This is a genomic window from Bacillus sp. FSL R5-0560 (assembly GCF_037966305.1).
GTDB classification, from domain to species: Bacteria; Bacillota; Bacilli; order Bacillales; family Bacillaceae; genus Bacillus; species Bacillus mojavensis.
On sequence record NZ_CP150195.1, the window covers coordinates 3776335 to 3798511 of the forward strand.

28 protein-coding genes are annotated in these 22177 nt (G+C 44.8%); 4 read left to right on the forward strand and 24 right to left on the reverse strand.

Translation table 11 applies throughout. The features are described 5' to 3' along the window. Positions 1-93 precede the first annotated feature (93 nt). Positions 94-324 (reverse strand): DUF1146 family protein, encoded by a 231-nt coding sequence (locus tag NST56_RS19740; RefSeq protein WP_010332226.1) that lies wholly within the window; start codon positions 322-324, stop codon positions 94-96. A 177-nt stretch (positions 325-501) separates the two neighbouring features. Here NST56_RS19740 and NST56_RS19745 point away from each other — a divergent pair, with 177 nt between their 5' ends. After that, positions 502-975, forward strand: coding sequence for a hypothetical protein (locus tag NST56_RS19745; protein ID WP_010332227.1), 474 nt, complete (start codon positions 502-504; stop codon positions 973-975). Positions 976-1009: 34 nt separating this feature from the next. Here the strand turns inward: NST56_RS19745 and NST56_RS19750 are convergent, their stop codons facing one another. The 18 genes from NST56_RS19750 to spoIIR form a co-directional block, all read right to left on the reverse strand. Further along, complete coding sequence (locus NST56_RS19750; protein ID WP_010332228.1) at positions 1010-1408, reverse strand: F0F1 ATP synthase subunit epsilon; 399 nt, start codon at positions 1406-1408, stop codon at positions 1010-1012. A 23-nt stretch (positions 1409-1431) separates the two neighbouring features. Beyond that, positions 1432-2853: a F0F1 ATP synthase subunit beta gene (gene atpD, locus NST56_RS19755; protein ID WP_010332229.1), complete on the reverse strand. Its 1422-nt coding sequence runs from the start codon at positions 2851-2853 to the stop codon at positions 1432-1434. 25 nt (positions 2854-2878) lie between these two features. Continuing rightward, positions 2879-3739, reverse strand: coding sequence for an ATP synthase F1 subunit gamma (atpG, locus tag NST56_RS19760; protein WP_010332230.1), 861 nt, complete (start codon positions 3737-3739; stop codon positions 2879-2881). Between the two features lie 76 nt (positions 3740-3815). Beyond that, complete coding sequence (atpA, locus tag NST56_RS19765; RefSeq protein WP_010332231.1) at positions 3816-5324, reverse strand: F0F1 ATP synthase subunit alpha; 1509 nt, start codon at positions 5322-5324, stop codon at positions 3816-3818. A gap of 16 nt (positions 5325-5340) precedes the next feature. Beyond that, the gene (locus NST56_RS19770; protein WP_168748971.1) at positions 5341-5886 is read right to left on the reverse strand and encodes a F0F1 ATP synthase subunit delta; all 546 of its coding nucleotides are present in this window, start codon (positions 5884-5886) and stop codon (positions 5341-5343) included. Then, positions 5883-6395: a F0F1 ATP synthase subunit B gene (atpF, locus tag NST56_RS19775; protein ID WP_105990810.1), complete on the reverse strand. Its 513-nt coding sequence runs from the start codon at positions 6393-6395 to the stop codon at positions 5883-5885. The genes NST56_RS19770 and atpF overlap by 4 nt, the downstream gene beginning before the upstream one ends. Positions 6396-6557: 162 nt before the next feature. Beyond that, positions 6558-6770 carry a F0F1 ATP synthase subunit C gene (atpE, locus tag NST56_RS19780; protein ID WP_003151167.1) on the reverse strand — a complete coding sequence of 71 codons (213 nt, stop codon included), beginning with the start codon at positions 6768-6770 and terminating at the stop codon, positions 6558-6560. Between the two features lie 45 nt (positions 6771-6815). Then, positions 6816-7550, reverse strand: a complete 735-nt coding sequence (gene atpB, locus NST56_RS19785; protein ID WP_010332234.1) for a F0F1 ATP synthase subunit A — start codon at positions 7548-7550, stop codon at positions 6816-6818. 7 nt (positions 7551-7557) lie between these two features. Beyond that, positions 7558-7941 carry an ATP synthase subunit I gene (atpI, locus tag NST56_RS19790; protein WP_010332235.1) on the reverse strand — a complete coding sequence of 128 codons (384 nt, stop codon included), beginning with the start codon at positions 7939-7941 and terminating at the stop codon, positions 7558-7560. A gap of 420 nt (positions 7942-8361) precedes the next feature. Then, positions 8362-8991 carry a uracil phosphoribosyltransferase gene (gene upp / locus NST56_RS19795; RefSeq protein WP_010332236.1) on the reverse strand — a complete coding sequence of 210 codons (630 nt, stop codon included), beginning with the start codon at positions 8989-8991 and terminating at the stop codon, positions 8362-8364. 134 nt (positions 8992-9125) lie between these two features. Continuing rightward, entirely contained in the window at positions 9126-10373 is a 1248-nt protein-coding gene (gene glyA, locus NST56_RS19800; RefSeq protein ID WP_044159736.1) for a serine hydroxymethyltransferase, read from the reverse strand. 208 nt (positions 10374-10581) lie between these two features. Continuing rightward, the gene (locus NST56_RS19805) at positions 10582-11124 is read right to left on the reverse strand and encodes a TIGR01440 family protein (protein WP_168748973.1); all 543 of its coding nucleotides are present in this window, start codon (positions 11122-11124) and stop codon (positions 10582-10584) included. A 12-nt stretch (positions 11125-11136) separates the two neighbouring features. Further along, positions 11137-11586: a ribose 5-phosphate isomerase B gene (rpiB, locus tag NST56_RS19810; protein ID WP_003221910.1), complete on the reverse strand. Its 450-nt coding sequence runs from the start codon at positions 11584-11586 to the stop codon at positions 11137-11139. 157 nt (positions 11587-11743) lie between these two features. Next, positions 11744-12196, reverse strand: a complete 453-nt coding sequence (locus NST56_RS19815) for a low molecular weight protein arginine phosphatase (protein ID WP_010332239.1) — start codon at positions 12194-12196, stop codon at positions 11744-11746. Between the two features lie 74 nt (positions 12197-12270). Then, positions 12271-12828 (reverse strand): manganese efflux pump MntP family protein, encoded by a 558-nt coding sequence (locus NST56_RS19820; protein ID WP_010332240.1) that lies wholly within the window; start codon positions 12826-12828, stop codon positions 12271-12273. A gap of 77 nt (positions 12829-12905) precedes the next feature. Then, a complete protein-coding gene (locus NST56_RS19825) occupies positions 12906-13946 on the reverse strand; it encodes an L-threonylcarbamoyladenylate synthase (protein ID WP_286059409.1) in 1041 nt (346 codons plus the stop codon). 156 nt (positions 13947-14102) lie between these two features. After that, complete coding sequence (locus NST56_RS19830) at positions 14103-14546, reverse strand: hypothetical protein (RefSeq protein WP_010332242.1); 444 nt, start codon at positions 14544-14546, stop codon at positions 14103-14105. Positions 14547-14613: 67 nt separating this feature from the next. Beyond that, positions 14614-15288, reverse strand: a complete 675-nt coding sequence (spoIIR, locus tag NST56_RS19835; protein ID WP_010332243.1) for a stage II sporulation protein R — start codon at positions 15286-15288, stop codon at positions 14614-14616. 140 nt (positions 15289-15428) lie between these two features. On the opposite strand from spoIIR, the gene NST56_RS19840 reads away from it, so the two are divergent. Continuing rightward, the gene (locus NST56_RS19840; RefSeq protein ID WP_010332244.1) at positions 15429-15794 is read left to right on the forward strand and encodes a UPF0715 family protein; all 366 of its coding nucleotides are present in this window, start codon (positions 15429-15431) and stop codon (positions 15792-15794) included. A gap of 15 nt (positions 15795-15809) precedes the next feature. Here NST56_RS19840 and NST56_RS19845 read toward each other — a convergent pair whose 3' ends face one another. The 3 genes from NST56_RS19845 to prfA form a co-directional block, all read right to left on the reverse strand. Continuing rightward, positions 15810-16097 (reverse strand): DUF5316 family protein, encoded by a 288-nt coding sequence (locus tag NST56_RS19845; RefSeq protein ID WP_010332245.1) that lies wholly within the window; start codon positions 16095-16097, stop codon positions 15810-15812. Positions 16098-16170: 73 nt separating this feature from the next. Next, positions 16171-17037, reverse strand: coding sequence for a peptide chain release factor N(5)-glutamine methyltransferase (prmC, locus tag NST56_RS19850; protein ID WP_268471610.1), 867 nt, complete (start codon positions 17035-17037; stop codon positions 16171-16173). Position 17038: 1 nt separating this feature from the next. After that, the gene (prfA, locus tag NST56_RS19855) at positions 17039-18109 is read right to left on the reverse strand and encodes a peptide chain release factor 1 (RefSeq protein WP_010332247.1); all 1071 of its coding nucleotides are present in this window, start codon (positions 18107-18109) and stop codon (positions 17039-17041) included. 121 nt (positions 18110-18230) lie between these two features. Between prfA and NST56_RS19860 the strand changes: the two genes are divergently transcribed. Beyond that, complete coding sequence (locus NST56_RS19860) at positions 18231-18620, forward strand: VOC family protein (protein ID WP_268448233.1); 390 nt, start codon at positions 18231-18233, stop codon at positions 18618-18620. 121 nt (positions 18621-18741) lie between these two features. Next, the gene (gene racA, locus NST56_RS19865; RefSeq protein WP_168748979.1) at positions 18742-19296 is read left to right on the forward strand and encodes a chromosome-anchoring protein RacA; all 555 of its coding nucleotides are present in this window, start codon (positions 18742-18744) and stop codon (positions 19294-19296) included. Positions 19297-19331: 35 nt separating this feature from the next. Here the strand turns inward: racA and NST56_RS19870 are convergent, their stop codons facing one another. Together NST56_RS19870 and malS are read right to left on the reverse strand one after the other, a co-directional pair. Beyond that, positions 19332-20288, reverse strand: a complete 957-nt coding sequence (locus NST56_RS19870; RefSeq protein WP_010332250.1) for an AEC family transporter — start codon at positions 20286-20288, stop codon at positions 19332-19334. Positions 20289-20368: 80 nt separating this feature from the next. Then, positions 20369-22066 (reverse strand): oxaloacetate-decarboxylating malate dehydrogenase, encoded by a 1698-nt coding sequence (gene malS, locus NST56_RS19875; protein WP_029441290.1) that lies wholly within the window; start codon positions 22064-22066, stop codon positions 20369-20371. Positions 22067-22177: the final 111 nt, after the last annotated feature.

Below are 22177 nucleotides of genomic sequence, written 5' to 3' on the forward strand. Positions count from 1 at the left end.
TACGTGGAAATCTTCGTCAAAACTCGCGTTATTCCAGGAAGCATTTTAACCCGCTTCCCCAGCCATTCCCATGTTTTCGGCAATCAAAACCTATCAAAATAAATAGGGAAGCTGCTGTGAATAATTAAGGTAATCTAAAAAGAAGTTTCCGACAGTCGTTCCGATTGCAATGGTCAGCAAAATCATCAGGAGTCTTGCCTGCACGACTTTGCCTTTTCTGATTAACGGATCAATATTGACGGCTTGCAGCGCCCACCAAGTAACCGCGATAAAAATCAAGTGAACGATAATGCCAATTGCAGCCTGCTGTCCCAATACGCTCATCTATCCGCACTCCTTTCATCCATTCTCCGCTTTATACCCTTTCTTATTATATAAGAAGAAGAGATAAAGATGATACATTTTATACAGAACGGAATATTCATCCAAAACTAGGGCTAATCTCCGCTTAAACAGCGGCTCTTTTGCATGGTATACTTTTTTGGAAAGGAGCTGGCAATTATGAATCATTCTTTTTTTCAGCCTGAAAAGCAATATGGTGAGGACTTGCCTGTATTTGAGCAGGAATGGGAAGCAATTGCATTCTATTATGATTATAGACAGTCACAGATTGAAGAACTGAATGAATTGTGTCAGTTTTATAACATTTCTCTCACCCATACGAGAGAAAGCCTAGAAGAGCTTGAAAATCTTTATTTTCAAAGTATACAAGAGCTTTTGCTTGCTGATTGGAATCTTCCTATTGAAGAATTCGAGAAGATGATCAGTGTTTATCTTATAGATTGTGTGATTGCCCACCACGAAGATGCTGAATGGATCGTAAAGCCTTATCCGTATACAGACGGGGCTTATACAATGGGCTTTAGAAGAAACCGTAAATCATGGCATACCGTGAATTGCTGTGACAGGTTATACTTGCGTCAAAAAGAGAGTCAGCCGCTGCTGTCACTGTTTGATTCTCTTGTGCAGTCATAAAAAAAATCCTTCTCATTAAGAGAAGGATTTTTTATTATTTCCCTGCTACATCCAATCTGTTCAAAGCCCGCTGTAATGCAAGCTCAGCCCGACGAATGTCAGTATCATCTGATTGAGAATTCAAACGCTCCTGCGCCCGCTGACGTGCAGCTTCAGCGCGCTCTTTATCGATGCCTTCCGCTGTCTCAGCAGTTTGGGCAAGGATGGTCACCTGATCAGGACGGACTTCTATAAATCCGCCGCTGACGGCAACCAATTCAGTCTGTCCGTCTTTTTTCAGACGAACAGCACCGATTTTAAGAGGAGCCACGGTTGGAATATGACCTGGCAAAATACCGAGATCGCCGCTTTCGGCTCTCACACTCACCATTTCGATATTCGCATCGTATACTGGGCCGTCGGGAGTAACGATATTGACTTGAACGGTCTTCATGCTTTTACCCTCCTAGGACCAGTTTAAACTTCTACACCCATTTCTTTTGCTTTCTCAATAACTTCTTCGATACGGCCTACAAGACGGAACGCATCTTCAGGAAGATGGTCGTATTTGCCGGCTAAGATTTCTTTGAAACCTTGAACCGTTTCTTTTACAGGCACGTAAGAACCTTTTTGGCCAGTGAACTGTTCAGCCACGTGGAAGTTTTGAGAAAGGAAGAACTGAATGCGGCGTGCGCGTTGAACGATAAGTTTATCTTCGTCACTCAATTCATCCATACCGAGAATCGCAATGATATCCTGAAGCTCTTTGTAACGCTGAAGCGTTGATTGAACTTCACGGGCAACCGCATAATGCTCTTCTCCGACAATTTCTGGAGCAAGGGCGCGTGATGTAGAAGCCAACGGATCAACCGCAGGGTAGATACCCATTTCAGTTAACTTACGCTCAAGGTTTGTTGTCGCATCCAAGTGAGCGAACGTCGTTGCCGGCGCCGGGTCAGTGTAGTCATCGGCAGGCACGTAGATCGCCTGAATAGATGTAACGGACCCAACGTTTGTAGACGTGATACGCTCTTGAAGCTGACCCATTTCAGTTGCAAGCGTCGGCTGATAACCAACCGCAGAAGGCATACGGCCGAGAAGGGCAGAAACCTCTGAACCCGCTTGTGTGAAACGGAAGATGTTATCGATGAAGAACAGTACGTCCTGTCCTTGCTCATCACGGAAATGCTCAGCCATTGTAAGACCTGTCAGTGCAACACGCATACGTGCGCCCGGCGGCTCGTTCATTTGTCCGAATACCATGGCTGTTTTGTTGATTACGCCTGAATCGCTCATCTCGTAGAAAAGGTCGTTCCCTTCACGAGTACGCTCTCCTACGCCGGCGAATACAGAGATACCGCCGTGCTCTTGCGCGATGTTGTTGATCAATTCCTGGATTAATACGGTTTTACCTACACCGGCACCGCCGAACAATCCGATCTTACCGCCCTTGATGTATGGAGCAAGCAAGTCAACAACTTTAATTCCTGTTTCAAGGATTTCAACTTCTGTTGAAAGCTGATCAAATGAAGGAGCCTGTCTGTGAATCGGATCCTTCTTCGCATCCGCAGGAACCGGCTCATTTAAATCAATATTTTCTCCGAGTACGTTAAATACACGGCCGAGTGTCACATTACCAACCGGAACTGAAATCGGCGCTCCCGTATCGACAGCTTCCATTCCGCGCTGCACACCATCCGTAGATGCCATTGCGATTGTACGGACTGTGTCATCGCCTAAATGAAGAGCGACCTCAAGCGTCAAATCAATACCTACTTCGTTTTCACTTCCAGCCGGCTGTGAAATTTTAATCGCATTATATATTTCAGGTAAGTGACCATCTTCAAAACGTACGTCGACAACTGGCCCTAATACCTGGCTAACGCGTCCTTTCTTCATCGCTATCCCTCCTGACAAAATCTTTCTATTCTAAAGCGGCTGCTCCGCCGACAATTTCCGTAATTTCTTGCGTGATCGCTGCTTGGCGAGCGCGGTTGTAAGAAAGCGAAAGTGAATCGATAAGATCCTTCGCATTGTCTGTCGCGTTTTTCATCGCCGTCATTCTCGCAGCATGTTCACTTGCTTTACTGTCAAGAAGCGCACCGAAGATTAAGCTTTCTGCGTATTGAGGAAGCAAAACCTCCAGAACCTCCTCTTCAGACGGTTCAAATTCATAAGACGCCGTTCTTTTTCCGCCGCCGCCCAAATCAGATAGCGGCAGAAGTTTTTTCTCCGTCACTTCTTGAGAAATGGCGCTGACATAATGGTTATATACAAGATGCAATTCATCAAATGCACCATCTATAAACATTTGAATCGTTTGACGGGCAAGGTCCTTAATTTCTGAAAACGACACTTCGTCTCCAAGTCCTGTTAACTCGGAAATGATCGGAATATCGCGTTTTTTAAAGAAATCACGGCCCACTCGTCCGATAACGATCACTGCATACTCATCCTTAGACTGATGACGTTCTTGAATGGCCTGATAAGCACTTCGTAAAACCGAACTGTTAAAAGCGCCAGCAAGACCGCGGTCAGATGTAATGACGAGGTATGCCGTCTTTTTCACTTCTCTGCTGAGAAGCATCGGATGTTTCGCGCTGCCGGATACTTTTCCGACATTTGATACAACCTCTTGGATCTTATCCATATATGGCACAAATGATTTTGCGTTGTTTTCAGCACGATTCAGCTTAGCTGCAGATACCATCTGCATGGCTTTTGTAATCTGGCTCGTTTTTTTCGTTGACGTGATCCTTGACTTAATATCGCGTAATGAGGCCAAAGATTTCACCACCTTTTCTCTTCATTTGCGTAAAAAGAGAGAAAAAGAGAACCTTTTTCTCTCATCAGCATTCGAGTTAGTTGCTTGGTGCAAATGTGCGTTTGAAGCCTTCGATTGCAGCTGCGAAGTCTTCATCAGCAGGAAGGTTCCCTGTTTTTGCAATTCCGTCAAGCAGTTCTTTATGGTTTTGGTCAAGGTACATGTAGTACTCTTCTTCAAAACGTCTGATGTCCGCTACAGGAATATCATCAAGATATCCTTTTGTCAGCGCATAAAGAATGGCTACCTGTTTTTCAACCGGAAGCGGCTTGTTCAGATCCTGCTTCAGCACTTCAACTGTACGCGCACCGCGGTTCAGTTTCGCCTGAGTCGCTTGGTCGAGGTCAGATCCGAATTGAGCGAATGCTTCCAGCTCACGGTATGATGCAAGATCAAGACGCAATGTTCCTGATACTTTTTTCATCGCTTTGATTTGCGCGGAACCGCCGACACGTGATACAGACAATCCGGCGTTGATCGCTGGGCGTACGCCTGAGAAGAACAAATCAGATTGCAGGAAGATCTGTCCGTCAGTGATGGAAATAACGTTTGTCGGGATATACGCTGAGATATCTCCGGCTTGAGTTTCTACGAACGGCAGAGCTGTAATTGATCCTGCGCCTTTCGCGTCGCTAAGCTTTGCTGCACGCTCAAGCAGACGGGAATGAAGATAGAATACATCCCCCGGGAACGCTTCACGGCCTGGCGGACGGCGAAGAAGCAAGGACAGCTCACGATAAGCAGCCGCTTGTTTAGAAAGATCATCGTATACAACAAGAACGTGCTTGCCATTGTACATAAATTCTTCTGCCATTGTAACCCCTGCATACGGAGCAAGGTACAGAAGCGGTGCCGGCTGTGACGCAGACGCCGTTACGACAATTGTATAATCAAGCGCGCCGTGCTTACGCAATGTTTCAACTACGCCGCGGACTGTAGATTCTTTTTGACCGATCGCTACATAAACGCAGATCATGTCTTGGCCTTTTTGGTTTAAGATCGAATCGATCGCAACAGATGTTTTACCTGTTTGACGGTCACCGATGATCAGCTCACGCTGGCCGCGGCCGATTGGAATCAGTGCATCAATTGCTTTAATACCAGTTTGAAGCGGTTCATGAACGGATTTACGGTCCATAACACCAGGTGCCTGGCTTTCGATCGGACGTGTTTTGCTTGTGAGGATCGGGCCAAGACCGTCTACCGGCTGACCTAACGGGTTCACAATACGGCCGATTAACTCTTCACCGACAGGAACCTCCATGATGCGGCCTGTTCTTTTTACTTCGTCCCCTTCACGGATCTCTGTGTAAGGTCCTAAGATAACGATACCTACGTTTGATTCTTCAAGGTTTTGAGCCATACCCAAAACGCCGTTTGAAAACTCAACAAGTTCACCGGCCATACAGTTGTCAAGACCGTGTACACGAGCAATACCGTCACCGACTTGGATGACTGTACCTACGTCATGAACTTCAATTTCAGATTGATAATTTTGTATTTGCTGTTTTATCAGCGTGCTAATCTCTTCAGCTTTGATGCTCACTTAGGTTTCACCCCTTCTATCGATTTTCCCCGGCAAGTTGACGTTCAATGCGATGAAGCTTTCCGCTTACGCTGCCGTCAAAAATCCGGTTTCCAATGCGGACTTTAATGCCGCCTATTAAATCCGTCTGCACTTCATTTCTGATTCTCAGTGAAGCGACTCCGGCTTTTTTTGCAAACACTTGTGATAATGAAGAAATTTCCGCATCCGTCAGTGGTTTAACTGAATATACAATTGCGTCTTCTGTTTGACGGGCCTCATTTGCGAGTTTCACAAACTCATCTGTGAGATCAGGCACAATTGTTGCCCGATGACGGTCAATCAAAAGAAAAATCGTATGGAGCACGGACTGTGATAAAGATCCAAAAGCATTTTGGATGAGCTCTTTTTTCTTTGTGCCCGGCACCTTCGGATGGTTTAACACATCATTTAGCGCTTTTTCATTTTGAAATACTTCTTTTACAACTTTTAGCTCTTCTTCTACCTGATTGAGCTGAGAGGACTCATTGGCAATATCGAAAAGAGCTGATGCATATCGTTTAGAGACAGCTGATCCACTCATCGGCTTTCTCCTACCTCTTTAAGATAGTCCTGGATCAATTTCTCTTGAGCTTGTTCATCCAGTTCTTTTTCGATTACTTTCGACGCAATCATGACAGAAAGAGACGCTACTTGCTCACGGAGAGCAGAAACCGCCTGTTCTTTTTCCTTCACGATTTCAGTTCTGGCTGCTTCTTTCAGACGTTCAGATTCTGCACGCGCAGCCTGAATAATCTCTTCTTTTTGGTTCTCTCCCAGTTTCTTCGCATTTTCGATAAGCGTTTGGGATTCCTGTCTTGCTTCTTTTAACAGAGCGCGCTGCTCATCAATCAGCTGCTGCGCTTCTTTATTTTTTTCTTCAGCAGACGTAATTTCTCCAGCGATATGATCTTCACGCTGTTTCATTATGTTTAATAGCGGCCCTAAAGCGTATTTCTTCAGAAGCGCTAATAAAATTAACATAGCTAACAGTTGGAACAGGATATCTCCGCCGTTAAACGACAGTCCTAGTTCAAGTGGTAATTGAGACATCTACTACGGCAACTCCCTTCTGCAGGTTTTTCTTTGCTGATCCAGCAGCCGCACTTGTCTCTTTTCAGCCGGCAAGGCGGGATGCTTATCAGACATAAAGCAATGGCGAAGGTTCTCTTGGAATGATCTTCGCCATTTTTAGTTCATATAAGGCTTTTATGCTTAGCCAAAGAACGCTAAGAATGCGATAACGACAGCGATAATAGGAAGGGCCTCAACTAATGCGATACCCATGAACATAAGAGTTCTAAGTTCTTTACCTGCCTCCGGCTGACGGGCAATCCCCTCTACCGTACGTGAAACAATCAAACCGTTACCAATACCTGCACCAAGTGCGCCTAAACCAATTGCAATCGCAGCTGCTATTAAATTCATGAAAAAGTTCCTCCTTTAAAATGTTATCCGTTTGGATATAATGTTTTAATGATCATTACTGATTTTATGAGACATGTACACCATCGTCAGCATCGTAAAGATAAACGCCTGGATGGCACCTATAAATAAACTGAATGCCTGCCATGCCAGCATCGGCAGAATGGCGCCGATTGTACCGACAAGTCCGAGAACCACGCTTTGCGAATAGAAGCTTGTCGCTAATCCCGCAAGCAGGCCGAGAAGAATCTCACCGGCGAAGATGTTACCATAAAGCCGCAAACCGAGAGTCAGCGTATTTGCAAACTCTTCTATGATTTTCATCGGGAGCATGAACGGAACAGGTCTCAAATACTCCTTGGAATATTCCTTGAGCCCTTTCATCTTCACACCATAATAATGGGTTAAAGCGACAACCATTACGGCAAGCGTTAATGTAATGGCAGGATCGGCTGTCGGAGATTTCCACCAGAGCTCATGTCCGATTGTCACAGAGAACGGCAGCCCCAGCATATTCGACACAAATATGTACATCAGCAATGTGACACCAAGTGCCAAGAAGTTAGCCCCTGTTTTCAAATCCATTGTACTGCCGATAATATTGCGGACAAAATCAACAATCCATTCCATAAAGTTCTGGGCTTTTCCCGGACGGATCGAAAGCGTTCTTGTGGTAAGGATGGCAATCAATAACACGATCACACTCGCCACAGTAATCATCAGAATGTTTGTCAGATTAAAAGTAAGACCTAGTAATTCAATAGTTCTGTATTCATGATTCAAAGGGTTTTCACCTCTCTTCCATTGATGAACGTTTAAGCTGGATAAAAGAATCTATCATAATGACAGGATAAATTGTCATTAATCCAATAACTGTGCTTGCCATATGAAAATGCTCGGGATATTTATAGGCAACAGCCGCAGCAAGAATCGCATTGCACCACCGCGCTGCGCTCCCAAGGGATCGTATGGACTTGCCTTTCGCAACGGCCCTGTCAAAAGCATTCATTCTTCTGACGAGCAGTAAAAAATTAAACAAACTGAAAACAGTTCCCAGAATAAGGCCTAAAAAAACGGTTTTATACGCTGTTAAACCATAACCCAGTACATACGCTGCTAAAATGAACAATAGATATTTTCGTTGTCTGCTAAATTGTAGCTTGGGATCGTCCATCAACTATCTGTCTCCTGATGAAAAAATAATGTATTTCTTGGATACGGCAAAATCAGCGGTTAACCCTAGTAGAAGACCTTTTTTGTCCGGCAAAACGGGCCTGTTCGAAAAAATCATTCATCCGCAAGCCTTGCAGGGATGCTGTTTCATTCGCTTGAATAAATCCTCATAAAACGGGTTTTCTGGGAGGATTTACATTGGGGATGAGGACTATAATGAAAGCTATGAAAACCTTCTCATAATACCCTCGTTTAGCATACAATAGCCCCTAACATGTGTCAATCTGTTTAAAGTTAAAAAACTTTTTATACTGTAAGCCTCCACAGAATGTTCACATTTTCACCTATAATTGTATAGAGATTCACCGAATAGCAAAAAACTGGATAATAAAAAAGAAAACCCGTTGGCGGGTTTTCTTTTTTATTTTGTTCCGAACATACGGTCTCCTGCATCTCCGAGACCCGGAACAATATAACCTTTTTCATTTAATTTTTCATCAAGCGCCGCTATGTAAATATCCACGTCAGAATGATGCTTCTGCAATTCTTCCACACCTTCAGGAGCAGCTACGAGACACATGAAACGGATGTTTTTCGCACCGCGTTTTTTGAGGCTGTTAATCGCTTCAACTGCGGAACCGCCTGTAGCTAGCATCGGGTCAACCACGATGAATTCACGCTCTTCCACGTCAGAAGGAAGCTTCACATAGTATTCCACGGGTTTTAAGGTTTCAGGATCACGGTACAGACCGACATGTCCCACTTTTGCAGCAGGGATCAGTTTTAAGATGCCTTCAACCATTCCTAAACCTGCTCTGAGAATAGGAACTACCCCCAGTTTTTTCCCTGAGATGACTTTCGATTTTGCAGCCTGAACCGGTGTGTTGATATCCACTTCCTCTAGAGGGAGATCACGGGTAATTTCAAACGCCATAAGCGTGGCTACTTCGTCTACAAGCTCTCTAAAATCCTTCGTGCCTGTCTCTACATTCCGAATATATGTCAGCTTGTGCTGAATTAAAGGATGATCAAATACATAAACCTTTCCCATACTGTGTTTCAGCTCCTTTTTTATTGTCCCATCGACAATTTCACACTTCTATTGATTCTACAAAAAAAGACATTGAGTTTCAAGAACATCGTCAAAAAACCCGCCGGGCATAAGCCCGAGCGGGTTTTTCAATCTTAGTAATCTAATTCTTTATATAGAGGGAACTTGCCAGTCAGAGCAGCTACGCGCTGTCTTGCTTCTTCAAGTTTTCCTTCATCTTCGTGGTTTTTCAATGCAAGCGCAATGATGGCACCGACTTCATCCAATGCCTCTCCGTCAAAACCGCGGCTTGTCACAGCAGCTGTTCCGAGACGGATACCGCTTGTTACGAACGGTTTTTCAGGATCGTATGGAATCGCGTTTTTGTTTGATGTAATCCCGATTTCATCAAGCACATGCTCTGCAACCTTACCTGTCAGTCCGAGAGAACGAAGATCAACCAGGATGAGGTGGTTGTCAGTTCCGCCTGAAACGAGCTGAATGCCCTCTTTTGTTAATGATTCTGCAAGACGCTTTGCATTTGAAATCACGTTTTGTGCGTACGTTTTGAAATCATCACGCAATACTTCGCCGAATGAAACAGCTTTTGCGGCAATTACATGCATCAGCGGGCCGCCTTGAATGCCAGGGAAGATGGACTTATCAATTTTCTTTCCGAACTCTTCACGGCAAAGGATCATACCGCCGCGAGGTCCGCGAAGTGTTTTATGTGTCGTTGTTGTAACGAAATCAGCGTAAGGAACCGGGTTTGGATGGAGGCCTGCCGCAACAAGTCCTGCGATATGCGCCATATCCACCATAAAGTAAGCGCCGACTTCATCAGCAATTTCACGGAATTTCTTAAAGTCAATTGTACGAGGATACGCACTTGCTCCTGCCACAATTAGCTTAGGCTTGTGAGCGAGGGCTTTTTCACGCACGTCATCGTAATCAATATGTTGAGTTTCTTTATCTACGCCGTACTCAACAAAGTTATATTGAACACCGCTGAAGTTAACTGGACTTCCGTGTGTTAAATGACCGCCGTGGGAGAGGTTCATCCCAAGTACAGTATCGCCTTGTTCCAAAATCGTGAAATAGACAGCCATGTTTGCTTGTGCGCCTGAATGAGGCTGAACGTTTACATGCTCCGCTCCAAAGATTTCCTTCGCGCGGTCACGAGCGATATCTTCAACGACATCGACGTGCTCACATCCGCCATAATAGCGTTTGCCAGGATATCCTTCAGCGTATTTGTTTGTTAAAACAGAACCTTGTGCTTCCATAACCGCTTCACTTACAAAGTTTTCAGAAGCAATCAATTCGATTTTCGTCTGTTGGCGTTCACGCTCATTTTTAATGGCGTTAAACACCTGTTCGTCTTGCGCAGGTAAATGTTTCATCAGCGAGATCCTCTCCTATCCGTATCCTGTTCTTTGTTTTTACCACCACTATTGTACATGGTTTTTTAGCCCCATGTAAAAGATTATTTTCAAAAAAACAAAAATTTTATTGGCAAAAACGAATATTTATTACTTAAATTTAATTTAAAGTTCGGAATTTATTTTAGCCGCGCAAATTAAAGAAAAGACTGGCCCATGCAGTCCTTTCTCATTCACACTCATAAACTGCCCGCATTCCGCCGATCAGCTTTGGCCGTGTCCGCGCCAATGTCACATGGGCTGCACCGAGACTGTTCTGAGAGATGCGTACAGGAACAGCTACCGGCTTTAAGTGCATGCCGATAAACGTGTCGCCTATATCTATTCCGGCATCTGCCTGAATGGTTTCTACCAGAACAGGAGACTTCATCTGCTTAAACGCATAAGAAGCCATCGCCCCGCCGGCTTTTGGCACAGGCACTGCGGAAACGGCCGGAAGCCTAAACAGCTCGGCCGTTTCTTCCTCCACTACAAGCGCTCTGTTTAAATGCTCGCAGCATTGAAACGCCAGATGGATTCCCGTTTGTTCCTTCAGCTCTGCAAGTCCGCTGTAGATGCTTGCCGCGATGTCTGTACTGCCTGATGTGCCGATATGGCTGCCGGCCACTTCACTTGTGCTGCACCCAAGGACAAATATCTGATTTTCTCTCAATCCCGCTTTGTCCTGAAACTCTGACAGCATCGTCTTCCATGTTTGTGTGATCTCACTCATAGAACAGCACCCCTACAGGTTTTTCTCTTCATAGTCCGAGATTTTTCCGATGCGGGTCTGATGTCTTCCGCCAGTAAATTCAGTGGTCAGCCAGATTTTCGCAATTTCCCGTGCCAGACCGGGTCCAATCACGCGTTCGCCCATCGCGAGGATATTTGTATCATTATGTTCTCTCGTCGCCTTTGCACTGAATGTATCATGTGCCAGCGCACAGCGGATGCCTTTGACTTTATTGGCGGAAATACTCATGCCAATGCCTGTCCCGCAAATTAAAATCCCTCTGTCCACTTCACCGCTTACTACTTTCTCGGCCACCGGAAAAGCGTAGTCCGGATAATCGACAGATCCGCTGCCGCAGTCACAGCCCATATCAATATACTCAATTTGCAATTCGTCCATTAGTTCTTTGATTTCGTTTCGAATATGGACGCCGCCATGATCCGATGCTATGGCTACTTTCATCAGCTTTTCCTCCCAGCGTATGTAATGCGGCCCGCCCGCTTTGTTGACCGCGCAGCCTGTCCGCTCTTTGATTCACACCATATCGATGTGCTTTTCACTATATTCTACTCCTTCACGCAGGATTTGCAAATGACCTGTTTGCAGATTCTCTGACAAGTTATTTACCGTCATTTTTCAATTGTTCTGCAAGCTGCTGAAGAAGCGCTTCAAGCTCATCTCTCGTTTTTTTATAGATCTCAATGGTGCCGCCAAACGGGTCTATAATATCGCCTCGGCTGCCTGTCACGTATTCTTTTAGCGTAAACACTTTATCACGATAACGTTCGAATTGGCTGACGATGACCTGTTTGTGCTGGTGGGTCATTGCCAGAACCAAATCTGCCGATTCCATATGTTCTTCAGTTAATGGCGAAGAAACATGATTAAGGGCAATGCGTTTTTCAAAAAGCGCTTCGACCGCGTGAGGCGACGCTTTTCCGTTAGGTGAGGCAAATACGCCTGCCGAGCGGACGCTGACATCCAGCCCTTCCGTTTCAGCGATTGATTTAAAAAGCGCCTCAGCCATTGGACTGCGGCACGTATTTCCAGTACAGACAAAAATGATGTTCATGTCAGTCACCCCTTGTTTTTTCTATTATATATGAAGAAAAAAGAAACGGCGACATCGTTTCTTTTATTGGTATATTAAATTGGCAAAAGCAGCTTGAGGCCAAATACGATTAATATGGTTCCTCCGAGCGCTTCACTGTATGAGCCGAGCCAGGACTGCACTTGTTTTCCGATCAGCAGGCCCAGCCAAGTCAACATCATGCTGAAAAGCCCAAACAGGGTAATGGTGAGAAGCGGGTGCGAGCCATATATTCCTAGGCTCAGACCGACGGAGAAACTATCGAGGCTGACGCCGACTGCAAATAACAATAAGCCAGGCCCAGCCGGCGACATCAAACGTTCTTCTGACTGTTTAAAAGATGCGATCACCATTTGAACACCGAGAACAAACAGCAGTGAACCCCCGATATATACAGCTACCATACCGAGGAGCCCTGACAGCATAGTTCCCGCCGCCATCCCTCCGAGAGGCATGATGACGTGAAAGAGACCGATAATGAATCCAATATAGAATATCTGCTTTTTTCTGAGTTTGACCATACCCATTCCCAGGCCCACAGAAAAAGCATCCATTCCTAAAGCAAACGCCATGATGCTTAAGGTAATCAGTTCGCCTATAAACATTTCCGACATCACATACATAACCCCCTTGGACACGCCCGCTTTTTTAGCCTATGCATGTCCAAAAAGGGTTAGAACTTCTGACTGTATCAGCGAATCACTCTTCCTCCGGCTGCTTTCATCAGCCTGTTCATAATAGCAAGTCCGACGCCTGTGTCAGGAAACGATTCTGCAATAATAAAATCAACCTTCTCTTCATCAAAACTGCGCAGAGCATCATAAAGAGCTGCCGCGACTGTTTCAAGCTGATCTCTTCTGCCGCAGCTCTTCACATAGTCAGCTGAATAAAAATCTGCGTTTTCTTCTGTCGTCAGGACGCCGACCCGTTTTCCGCCCCGCTGATATTCTTGAATGAGCGTTTGAATGCGCTCAGGGCTGCCTTCAGAAATAACAAGCGGCGCTGACGGCGCGTAATGTGTATATTTCATTCCCGGAGAAATCGGCTTCTCATTTTGATCGGCAAGCCCTTTATCCACAAGAATCGGTCCGATTTCAGCTTCTATTTGTTCTTTTGTAATGCCGCCCGGACGAAGGAGCACAGGAATGTCTCCTGCACATGAAAGTACGGTTGATTCGACACCGATTCCAGTAGCTCCCCCATCCATTATTCCCGCTATGCGGCCCTCCAAGTCGTGAGCCACGTGTTCAGCCTTTGTCGGGCTTGGTTTGCCCGATAAATTAGCACTCGGCGCTGCAATCGGGAGACCCGCGGCACGGATGAGTGCCAGAGCCAGAGGATGATCAGGCATTCTGACGGCCACTGTATCCAGTCCTGCGGTTACACGGGGTGACAGCGCACCAGGTGTACAAGGTAAAATAAGTGTAAGCGCCCCTGGCCAAAAGCGCTTCATTAATATTTTCGCTTTTTCTGGCGCCGGACCGGTTAAGCCGTCAAGCTGGCTGATATCCGCAATGTGGACAATCAGGGGATTATCACTCGGCCGCCCTTTCGCTTCATATATTTTTTTGACAGCATCTGTGCTTTTCGCATTTGCGCCGAGACCATATACAGTTTCTGTTGGAAAGGCGACAACCTCATTTTCTCGGAGCAAAGCGGCTGCTTGTGTAATTTGTGGATCATTTGTGGATAACTCCCCAGTTACATCCACAAACCATCTTTTCGTTTTCATTTCTGACCAAACTCCTTATTCACAACAATAAAACGATCGTTTTACGCGTGTAATCCTTTTGAAAGTATAAAAGATGTCCTGTAATAAAACAAGCGTTATCCACAAATTGTGGACAACGCATATAAAGAAGTGGATAAGTTTGTGCATAAATCTCACTTATCCAGATGCTTTTTTCATTAAGACGGCCCCTTCCGCTTGCCTTGATTCACAGAAATGATCCGAGGCAAACAGCTCTTCCGGCACACTCTCCGCCCGTTCAAATCCCATCGCCCCCAGGAAATCAGCTGAAGAATGCTGATTGGCTACCAAATATACCGTTTTGATCTCATGCTTTTCACAAAGCACCTCCATGCTTTGAAAGAGCGACACAATATGACCTTGGTGAAGCTTGTCCGATATCACAAGTGAGCGAAGCAGGGCTTGATCGCAGCTGATTTTTTCGATACCTAGACAGCCGGCTATGTTCTTCTCGCTGTCCTCCAGCATCAGAAACTGCGTGAACCCTTCCCTTACGCCCTCATGATTCGTTTTGGCCTGTTTTAAAAATTCCTCAAGTATGTCTCCGTCCTTTTCCCTTGCCACCCGCAGTTGATAAAACATTCGTTCACCCCGTTTTCAGCGTTCTTTCTTCCAATCTATGAGGCAAATCTATTTTTAGACCTGGTGATTAAGAAAAAAGATCGGAAAACCATTCTACAACGAAGAATTTCACTTCTGTATCGTCTTCTTTCTCTTTCTCATCTTCTTTTTCAGCTTTTTCCGCTTTGGCTGTTAAGTCCTCAAGAGCTTTTTCCGTTTGTTTTTTTGAGGCTTCTTTATCTTCTTGTTCTTTTACGGCTTCTCCGTTTGAAAAATCAAGAAAGCAGAGCGGCGGGAATAATACACACCACCAATTCGCGCCTTCACCGTTACCAAGCGTGATCAGGATGGCTTCGTATTCTCCAGCAGGATATACCATGCTGCCGTAAAGCTTTGTCGGAAATGAGATTTTGTCAAAATCAACAGATATCGATTGGCTGGCGCCTTCTTTTTCCATGGTTTCTTTTGCAATTTCCTTGATCTCAGGCAGCTTTGAGCGGATCAAACGCCGCGCTTCTTCAATAGAAGTAATATCCTTAACCCATGTTGTGATTTCTTTATTGACGGCGTCTCTGATACGACGCTTTAATTCTTGGTCCTCGTCACGATCGCTGTTTGCCAATATTCTCAGGCGAATCGCCTCGTCCGGAATGACAACCGGCTCATTTTCAGATTGCTGTGCCGTCTCTTCTTTCGCCAACCCTACGAGTGCCCCAGATAATAAAAGAAACATATATATACAAATGATAACTGTTTTTTTCATCGGTCCCCACCGTTCCTCTCCGTGCTTTGTATCTAGCCCTATTATGGACAAGGAACGTATGGAGTAAACCTGCAGCGGCAAAAAAATCTAGCAAGCTTTGAATCTAATTTATGGTACGATAGTGTTTTAGGAGGTTTAAAATGAAATATCATTACACAGTGCTGCTGTCAGCGTTCACGATGTCAGTTCTTTATTCGATTATTTACATTCATTCCTTTATTATAGCTGCTCTCGTAACGATGGCCTTTTATTTCTTATTTCCTTACCTACTATTCGCGCTGCCGCTTCAAATCATGATGAATAAAAAGCCGAAACGGTTCAGCCCTTTGTACTTGCTGTATTATCTTGCCGCGGCGTTTATCGCCAACGCGATCATCTTTGGCGTGCTGCAGCCTTCCGGGCAATCCCTTCTTCAAAATACAGCTTTTTACATCTTCGCTGTATTAACAGCTGTTGTCTACTGGATATGGGATTCTGTTTTGCTGCAAAAAAAGGAAGCCTCTTAAGGGCTTCCTTTTTCATTAGATCAAAACGGTCAATAGATAACATAGAATAGAAGGTATGGCAGCAACAAAGAAAGCAGCTGATATTTTCAAACGGGCTGTCCGGCCTTCTTTGGTTTCTGAATGATAATTTGCCCGCTGGTCGCTTCCGCTTACAGCCAAACCCGATGTCACAATGGCAAGCCCGATCAAAACAAGAGATGCAATGCCGAAAATGAATTCATAAGAAATCGCATGCGCAAAAATCGAACCCACCATACTTTCAATGGCAATAAGTAAAATTCCTGCTGTCAGGGCCTTTTTCATCTTTTACATCCCCTTTGCTGGTGTTAAAACAGCTTGATGGTCCCGTTCTTATCTCAACTCACCAGCAAGCTGCTTATTTATTCTTATGAATTACCGCGCATATGGTTCTGTCTTTTCCGTTAATATCCTTCAGGACTTCAACTTCCGCATCCTTAAACGCATGCAGAATCAGCTCTTTTACAGCTGCGCCCTGCTTCCACCCGATTTCAAAGACGACAAGCGCGGTATTCTTCATCACCAGCGGAATGGCTTCCATAAACCGCTTATAAAATTTCAGCCCGTTTCCGCCGTCAGTGAGAGCATGCAAAGGTTCATGGAAACGGACAATCTCAGATAAATCGGCCATTTCTTCTTCAGAAATATACGGAGGGTTTGAGACGATAATATCAGCTTTTTTTCCTGCCTTAATAAAGGGTTCAAGCAGGTCGCCTTGAAGAAAATGCACCTCCGCTCCGAGCTTTTCAGCGTTGGCTGAAGCAACGTCCAGCGCTTCTTTGGAGATATCAATCGCTGAGACAGAAAAGTTTTTGTTTTCCAGTGCAAGCGTGACGGCTATTGCGCCGCTTCCCGTGCCGACATCTACCACATCGAGCTGTTCTCCTTCAGAAAAGACACTTCTATATTTCTCAAGAAGATGGTAGACAACCTCTTCCGTTTCCGGGCGCGGGATCAGCACGTCATCATTTACTATAAATTCACGGCCGTAAAAAAACTCTCTTCCGATAATGTACTGAACCGGTACGCCCTCTTTGTGCATATCGACGTGGCGTTCAAAGCGATACAGTTCATCTTCGCCGATCGGTTCCTGTAAGCTGGCGAGCAGCTTGCTTCTATCCATTCCGGTATCATAAAGCAAAAGCAGCTCAGCTGCATTTTCTTCTCTTCCCGCTTCCGTTAAATAAGAAGAAGCCCATTTCAGGGCTTCAAATATTGTCTTCATCTTAACTATCCGCCTGCTGAAGCTTGCTTGCCTGATCTTCTACGATCAGTGCTTCAACCACTTCGTCCAGTTTTCCTTCAAGAATCTGATCAAGCTTTTGAATGGTCAGGCCGATTCTGTGATCCGTCACACGGTTTTGCGGGAAGTTGTATGTGCGGATACGCTCAGAGCGGTCACCTGATCCGACAGCCGATTTCCGTGTCTGATCATATTCAGCCTGTGCTTCCTGCTGAAATTTATCATAGATTCTGGCGCGGAGAACCTTCATCGCTTTTTCTTTGTTCTTGATTTGAGATTTTTCATCCTGACATGATACGACAACGCCTGTCGGCAAATGCGTCAGACGAACGGCAGACATTGTCGTGTTCACGCTTTGTCCGCCCGGTCCGCTAGAAGCAAACGTATCAACACGGATATCCTTCTCATGAATGTCAACCTCTACCTCTTCGGCCTCAGGAAGACATGCTACTGTTGCAGTAGATGTATGGATACGGCCGCCTGATTCTGTTTCCGGAACACGCTGAACACGGTGAGCGCCGTTTTCATACTTGAGCTTAGAATATGCGCCGCTGCCCGTAATCATAAAGATGATCTCTTTGTAGCCGCCCGTTCCGGTTACACTTGCTTCCATGACCTCGGTTTTCCAGCCTTGAAGCTCGGCATAGCGGGAATACATTCTGTACAGGTTGCCTGCAAATAAAGCGGCTTCCTCTCCGCCTGCCGCTCCGCGGATCTCCATGATAACGTTTTTATCATCATTAGGATCTTTCGGAATCAGGAGCACCTTCAGACGTTCTGACAGTGTTTCCGTTTCTTTCTGGAGTTCAGAAATCTCTTCCTTCACCATGTCGCGCATCTCAGCATCAAGCTTATCCTCAAGCATCGCTTTTGCATCAGCCAGCTGTTCTGACGCATCTCTGTATTGTCTATATACGTCAACTGTTTCTTGTATATCAGATTGCTCTTTCGAATATTCTCTAAGCTTTTTGGGATCGTTGACAACTTCTGGATCGCTTAAAAGCTCATTTAATTTTTCATATCGTTCTTCGATTGACTTTAAACGGTCTAACACGGTCTTCACCTCTGTTTTCCTGTGCGTAACATTCTCATTATAGTATAGGGACTATCGCCAGTCAAAAGCATTTCAATCCCAGTTAAAAAAGCCTCCTCTGCTATACTGAAAAAGAGGAGGGATCGTATTGTTTACATCTATACATCATATTGCAATCATATGCTCGGATTATGAAAAGTCGAAAGCTTTTTACGTACATAAGCTCGGTTTTCAGGTGATACAAGAAACATACCGAGAAGAGCGCGACTCCTATAAGCTAGATTTGTCGCTTAACGGCTCGTACGTCATTGAGCTGTTTTCGTTCCCTGATCCGCCCGCACGTCAAACCCGGCCTGAAGGTGCAGGGCTCCGACATCTTGCCTTTACGGTCAGCAGCTTAGATCAGGCTGTTCAGGAGCTTCACGAAAAAGGAATCGAGACAGAGCCGATTAGGACAGACCCGCTGACAGGCAAGCGGTTCACCTTCTTTTTTGATCCCGATCAACTTCCGTTAGAGCTGTATGAGCAATAATGGTTTTTGAGGAAAAAAGGGGGATGCCCACTTTCTTTGCCGAATCTTTTCTTGTTTTGTCTAATGGGAAGGGAACCGCTCCCCATGGTCGAATACCTAGCTAAAAAGGAGGTATGGGATCATGAATACAAATATGGTAGCAAGTGAACTCGGCGTCTCCGCAAAAACAGTGCAGCGGTGGGTGAAGCAGCTGAACCTTCCGGCTGAACGGAACGAGCTCGGACACTATTCGTTTACGGCTGAAGATGTGCAAATCCTGAAATCTGTTCAAAAACAAATTTCTGAAGGCACGGCGCTTCAGGATATTAATGTGCCGCGGAGCAATAAGAAGCGCACAGGCTTCCTTGTCCAAAAAACAAACAGTGACACAGAGAAAAGAATCGAACAGCTCGAACAAAAGCTGGACACCTTATTACAGCAAAAACAGGAAGAAAACGGGCTGCTGGCAAGAATTGAGGAATTGGAACGCCAGCTTAAACAAAAAGCCGATGAAGGCGTATCCTATCAGCTTCTGCAGCACAGAAGAGAAATCGATGACATTCTTGCCGACCTGCAATCAATGACCTCACAAATGAAAGAATTCACCGCTCAGCCGACCCCTGAGACTGCTGCTTCATCCGAAAAAATAAAAACAAGAAAAAAACCGCTGCTGTCACTGTTTAAATTTCAAACGTAAAGTAAAAAAGCTCCCCGTAAAGGGAGCTTTTTTGATTACGCAGTAAGCGCAATAATAATTGGAAGTGAAATCAATGACAGAATCGCACTGATCACAAACGCAGTCGCAGTTTCTTCCTCTTGTTTCTCGAAACGAGTCGCAATCATGGCTGCAACGGCAGAACCAGGGAATGCAACAAGAAGGATTGCTTTTGTTGTTTGGTCAGCTGGAAGTCCGACTGCAAGAGCAATCAGGAACATTAACGCAGGCTGAACCGCAACTTTGAGTAACGCAATACCGATAGCCGGCAGACTGAGTTTAATCTTACGAATACCAACGGTAACACCGACAGCAAAGAGAGCAACACCAGATGTTGTACTACCAAGCTGATCAAGCATCTTAACACCCAGCTCAGGAAGAGTGACACCGCAAAGCACTAGAATCATACTGATTAAAGGAGCTGCTGCAAGAGGCTCGGAAAGACCATGCAGAATGGATTTCCCTGTCATCTTCCAAAAACTGTCGCCGCTCTCTCCGTTTTTCTTAGAAGACTCACCCACTGTAGCTATAATAATCGCAAGCGGATCAAGAATCGCGTTAACAACGATACCTGTTACAGCGATCGGAATCGCAACCTCTTGCGCACCGAACAAGCTTCCCAATACAGGAATACCCATAAATGCGAATGTCGGCTGTGCAGAGTTCAAAGAAAACACGGATGAGTTCGTTAAATCATACTTAAAGACAAATCTGCAAACCAATAAAATGATGATATAGAAACCAACAATCCCGATAAGTAAAGAAACCATTAATGGAACTTGTGATAAAAATTCACTTCTGGAAGTTGTCAAAATACCAGCGATAAAGTGAGCTGGAAGTGCGTATTTCGTTACTAACGTACTTACCCCTTTTGCTGACTTGGCATCATAACTTCCGAAATGTCCTGCAAACCAACCCAGCACGATAACAAAGAAGATCGGTGCCAGGAGGATTAAGATATCTAAGATGCTCAAAATATTCTCCTCCAAATCCTATGTCCGTATACTTTAGCTTTATACAAAGCTTTCCCTCGGACAGAAAAATTACACGCTTATTATTTTGCGATGACTTTTTTGTATTCAGGTGTCCACATTGCATCAAGAACAGCTTGTTTTACATCTTCAGGCTGACGATTTGCTACGCCATCTTTAATCGCTGCTTCAGCTACAGCAATGGCAACTTGAATAGATACTTCTTGAAGCTTGTCGATGCTTGGAAGCAATCCAGCTCCAGGTGTTTCAAAATCAACCATTTCAGCAATCGCATCAGCTGTTGCAGCAAACATAGCAGGTGTAATAACACGCGCTTCAGCTACGATTGAACCAAGGCCAAGACCAGGGAATGCGAATGCGTTGTTAGATTGTCCGATTTCATAAGAAACGCCATTGTACTCTACATTGTCAAATGGGCTTCCTGTTGCTACAAGCACTTTTCCGTCAGTCCATTTGAACAGATCTTCAGGAACAGCTTCTGCAAGGTGAGTCGGGTTAGACATCGGCATGATCACCGGACGGTCTACGTGAGATGCCATCTCTTTCACAATTTCCTCTGTGAACGCTCCTGAAACCCCTGAAGTTCCGATTAAGATCGTTGGTTTCGCTTGGCGAACCACTTCATCGAATGGAATTTGGCCTTTTTCATCGCGTTTCCAGTCTTTCACTTCTGCTGCACTGCGAAGGTAAGGTTTTTGGAAATCAAGGATGCCTTCCATATCGTCTGTTAACAGGCCTCTGTAATCAAGTGTGAAGAACGCTTTGTTTGCTTCTTCTTCAGATAATCCAGCAAGCACCATTGTGTCACGGATCTGGTCAGCAATACCGATACCAGCTGAACCTGCACCGAAGACAACTACACGCTGATCTTTAATAGAAGCGCCTGTTTTCTTCATAGCAGCAAGCACACCAGCTAGTGTAATTGCGCCTGTACCTTGAATATCATCGTTGAATGTCAGGATTTCGTTGTTGTATTTTTTCATGATATTGCGCGCGTTTTTGTTACCAAAGTCTTCCCAGTGAAGAAGCGCTTTAGGGAAGAATTTAAGCGCAGCTTTTACATACGCATCAACGAATTCTTCGTAACGTTCATCAGAGATACGTTCATGATGGTTACCAATGTATAAAGGATCATTTAAAAGTTTTTCGTTGTTTGTACCGACATCAAGCACTACAGGAATAACACGGCTAGGGTCAATACCAGCTGCAGCAGTGTAAACAGCCAATTTACCGATAGCGATGTTAATACCGCCTACTCCCCAGTCACCGATACCAAGGATACTTTCAGAGTCAGTTGCAACGATAAGATCAATATCGCCTGCTGTCGCATGAAGGTTTTCAAAAGCCTTTTCAATACCGTCAATGTTGTCGATTGACAAGTAGATACCTTGAGGTCTTCTGTATTCATGGCTGTATTCTTGAATTGCTTCACCAACTGTTGGTGTGTATACAACAGGAAGCATTTCACGCAGGTGATTTTGCAGCAATTTATAGAAAAGAACTTCATTGCGGTTAGCAAGATCATTTAAGTAAACATTTTGACGAAGGCGGTCTGGCTGAGCTTTAAATTGCTCGTATGCGCGTTTTGCTTGTTGATCAAGAGAAAGTACAGTTGGCGGAAGAAGTCCTTCTAAGCCAAGTTCTTGTCTTTCTTCTAACGTAAAAGCAACACCTTTGTTTAAAGTAGGAATAGACAAAACTTCTTTTCCTCTTAATGTTGTTTCTAAATGGCCTTCCTTAGTTTTTTTTATGTTATTCAAGCAAATCTCCTTCTTTCTTGAAATAGTTAACCAGGTTAAGTAATAACTCATCTAAAAATAACCGATCATGATCTTTATGCGACTTTGTGACAATTATTCGAACAATGTCTC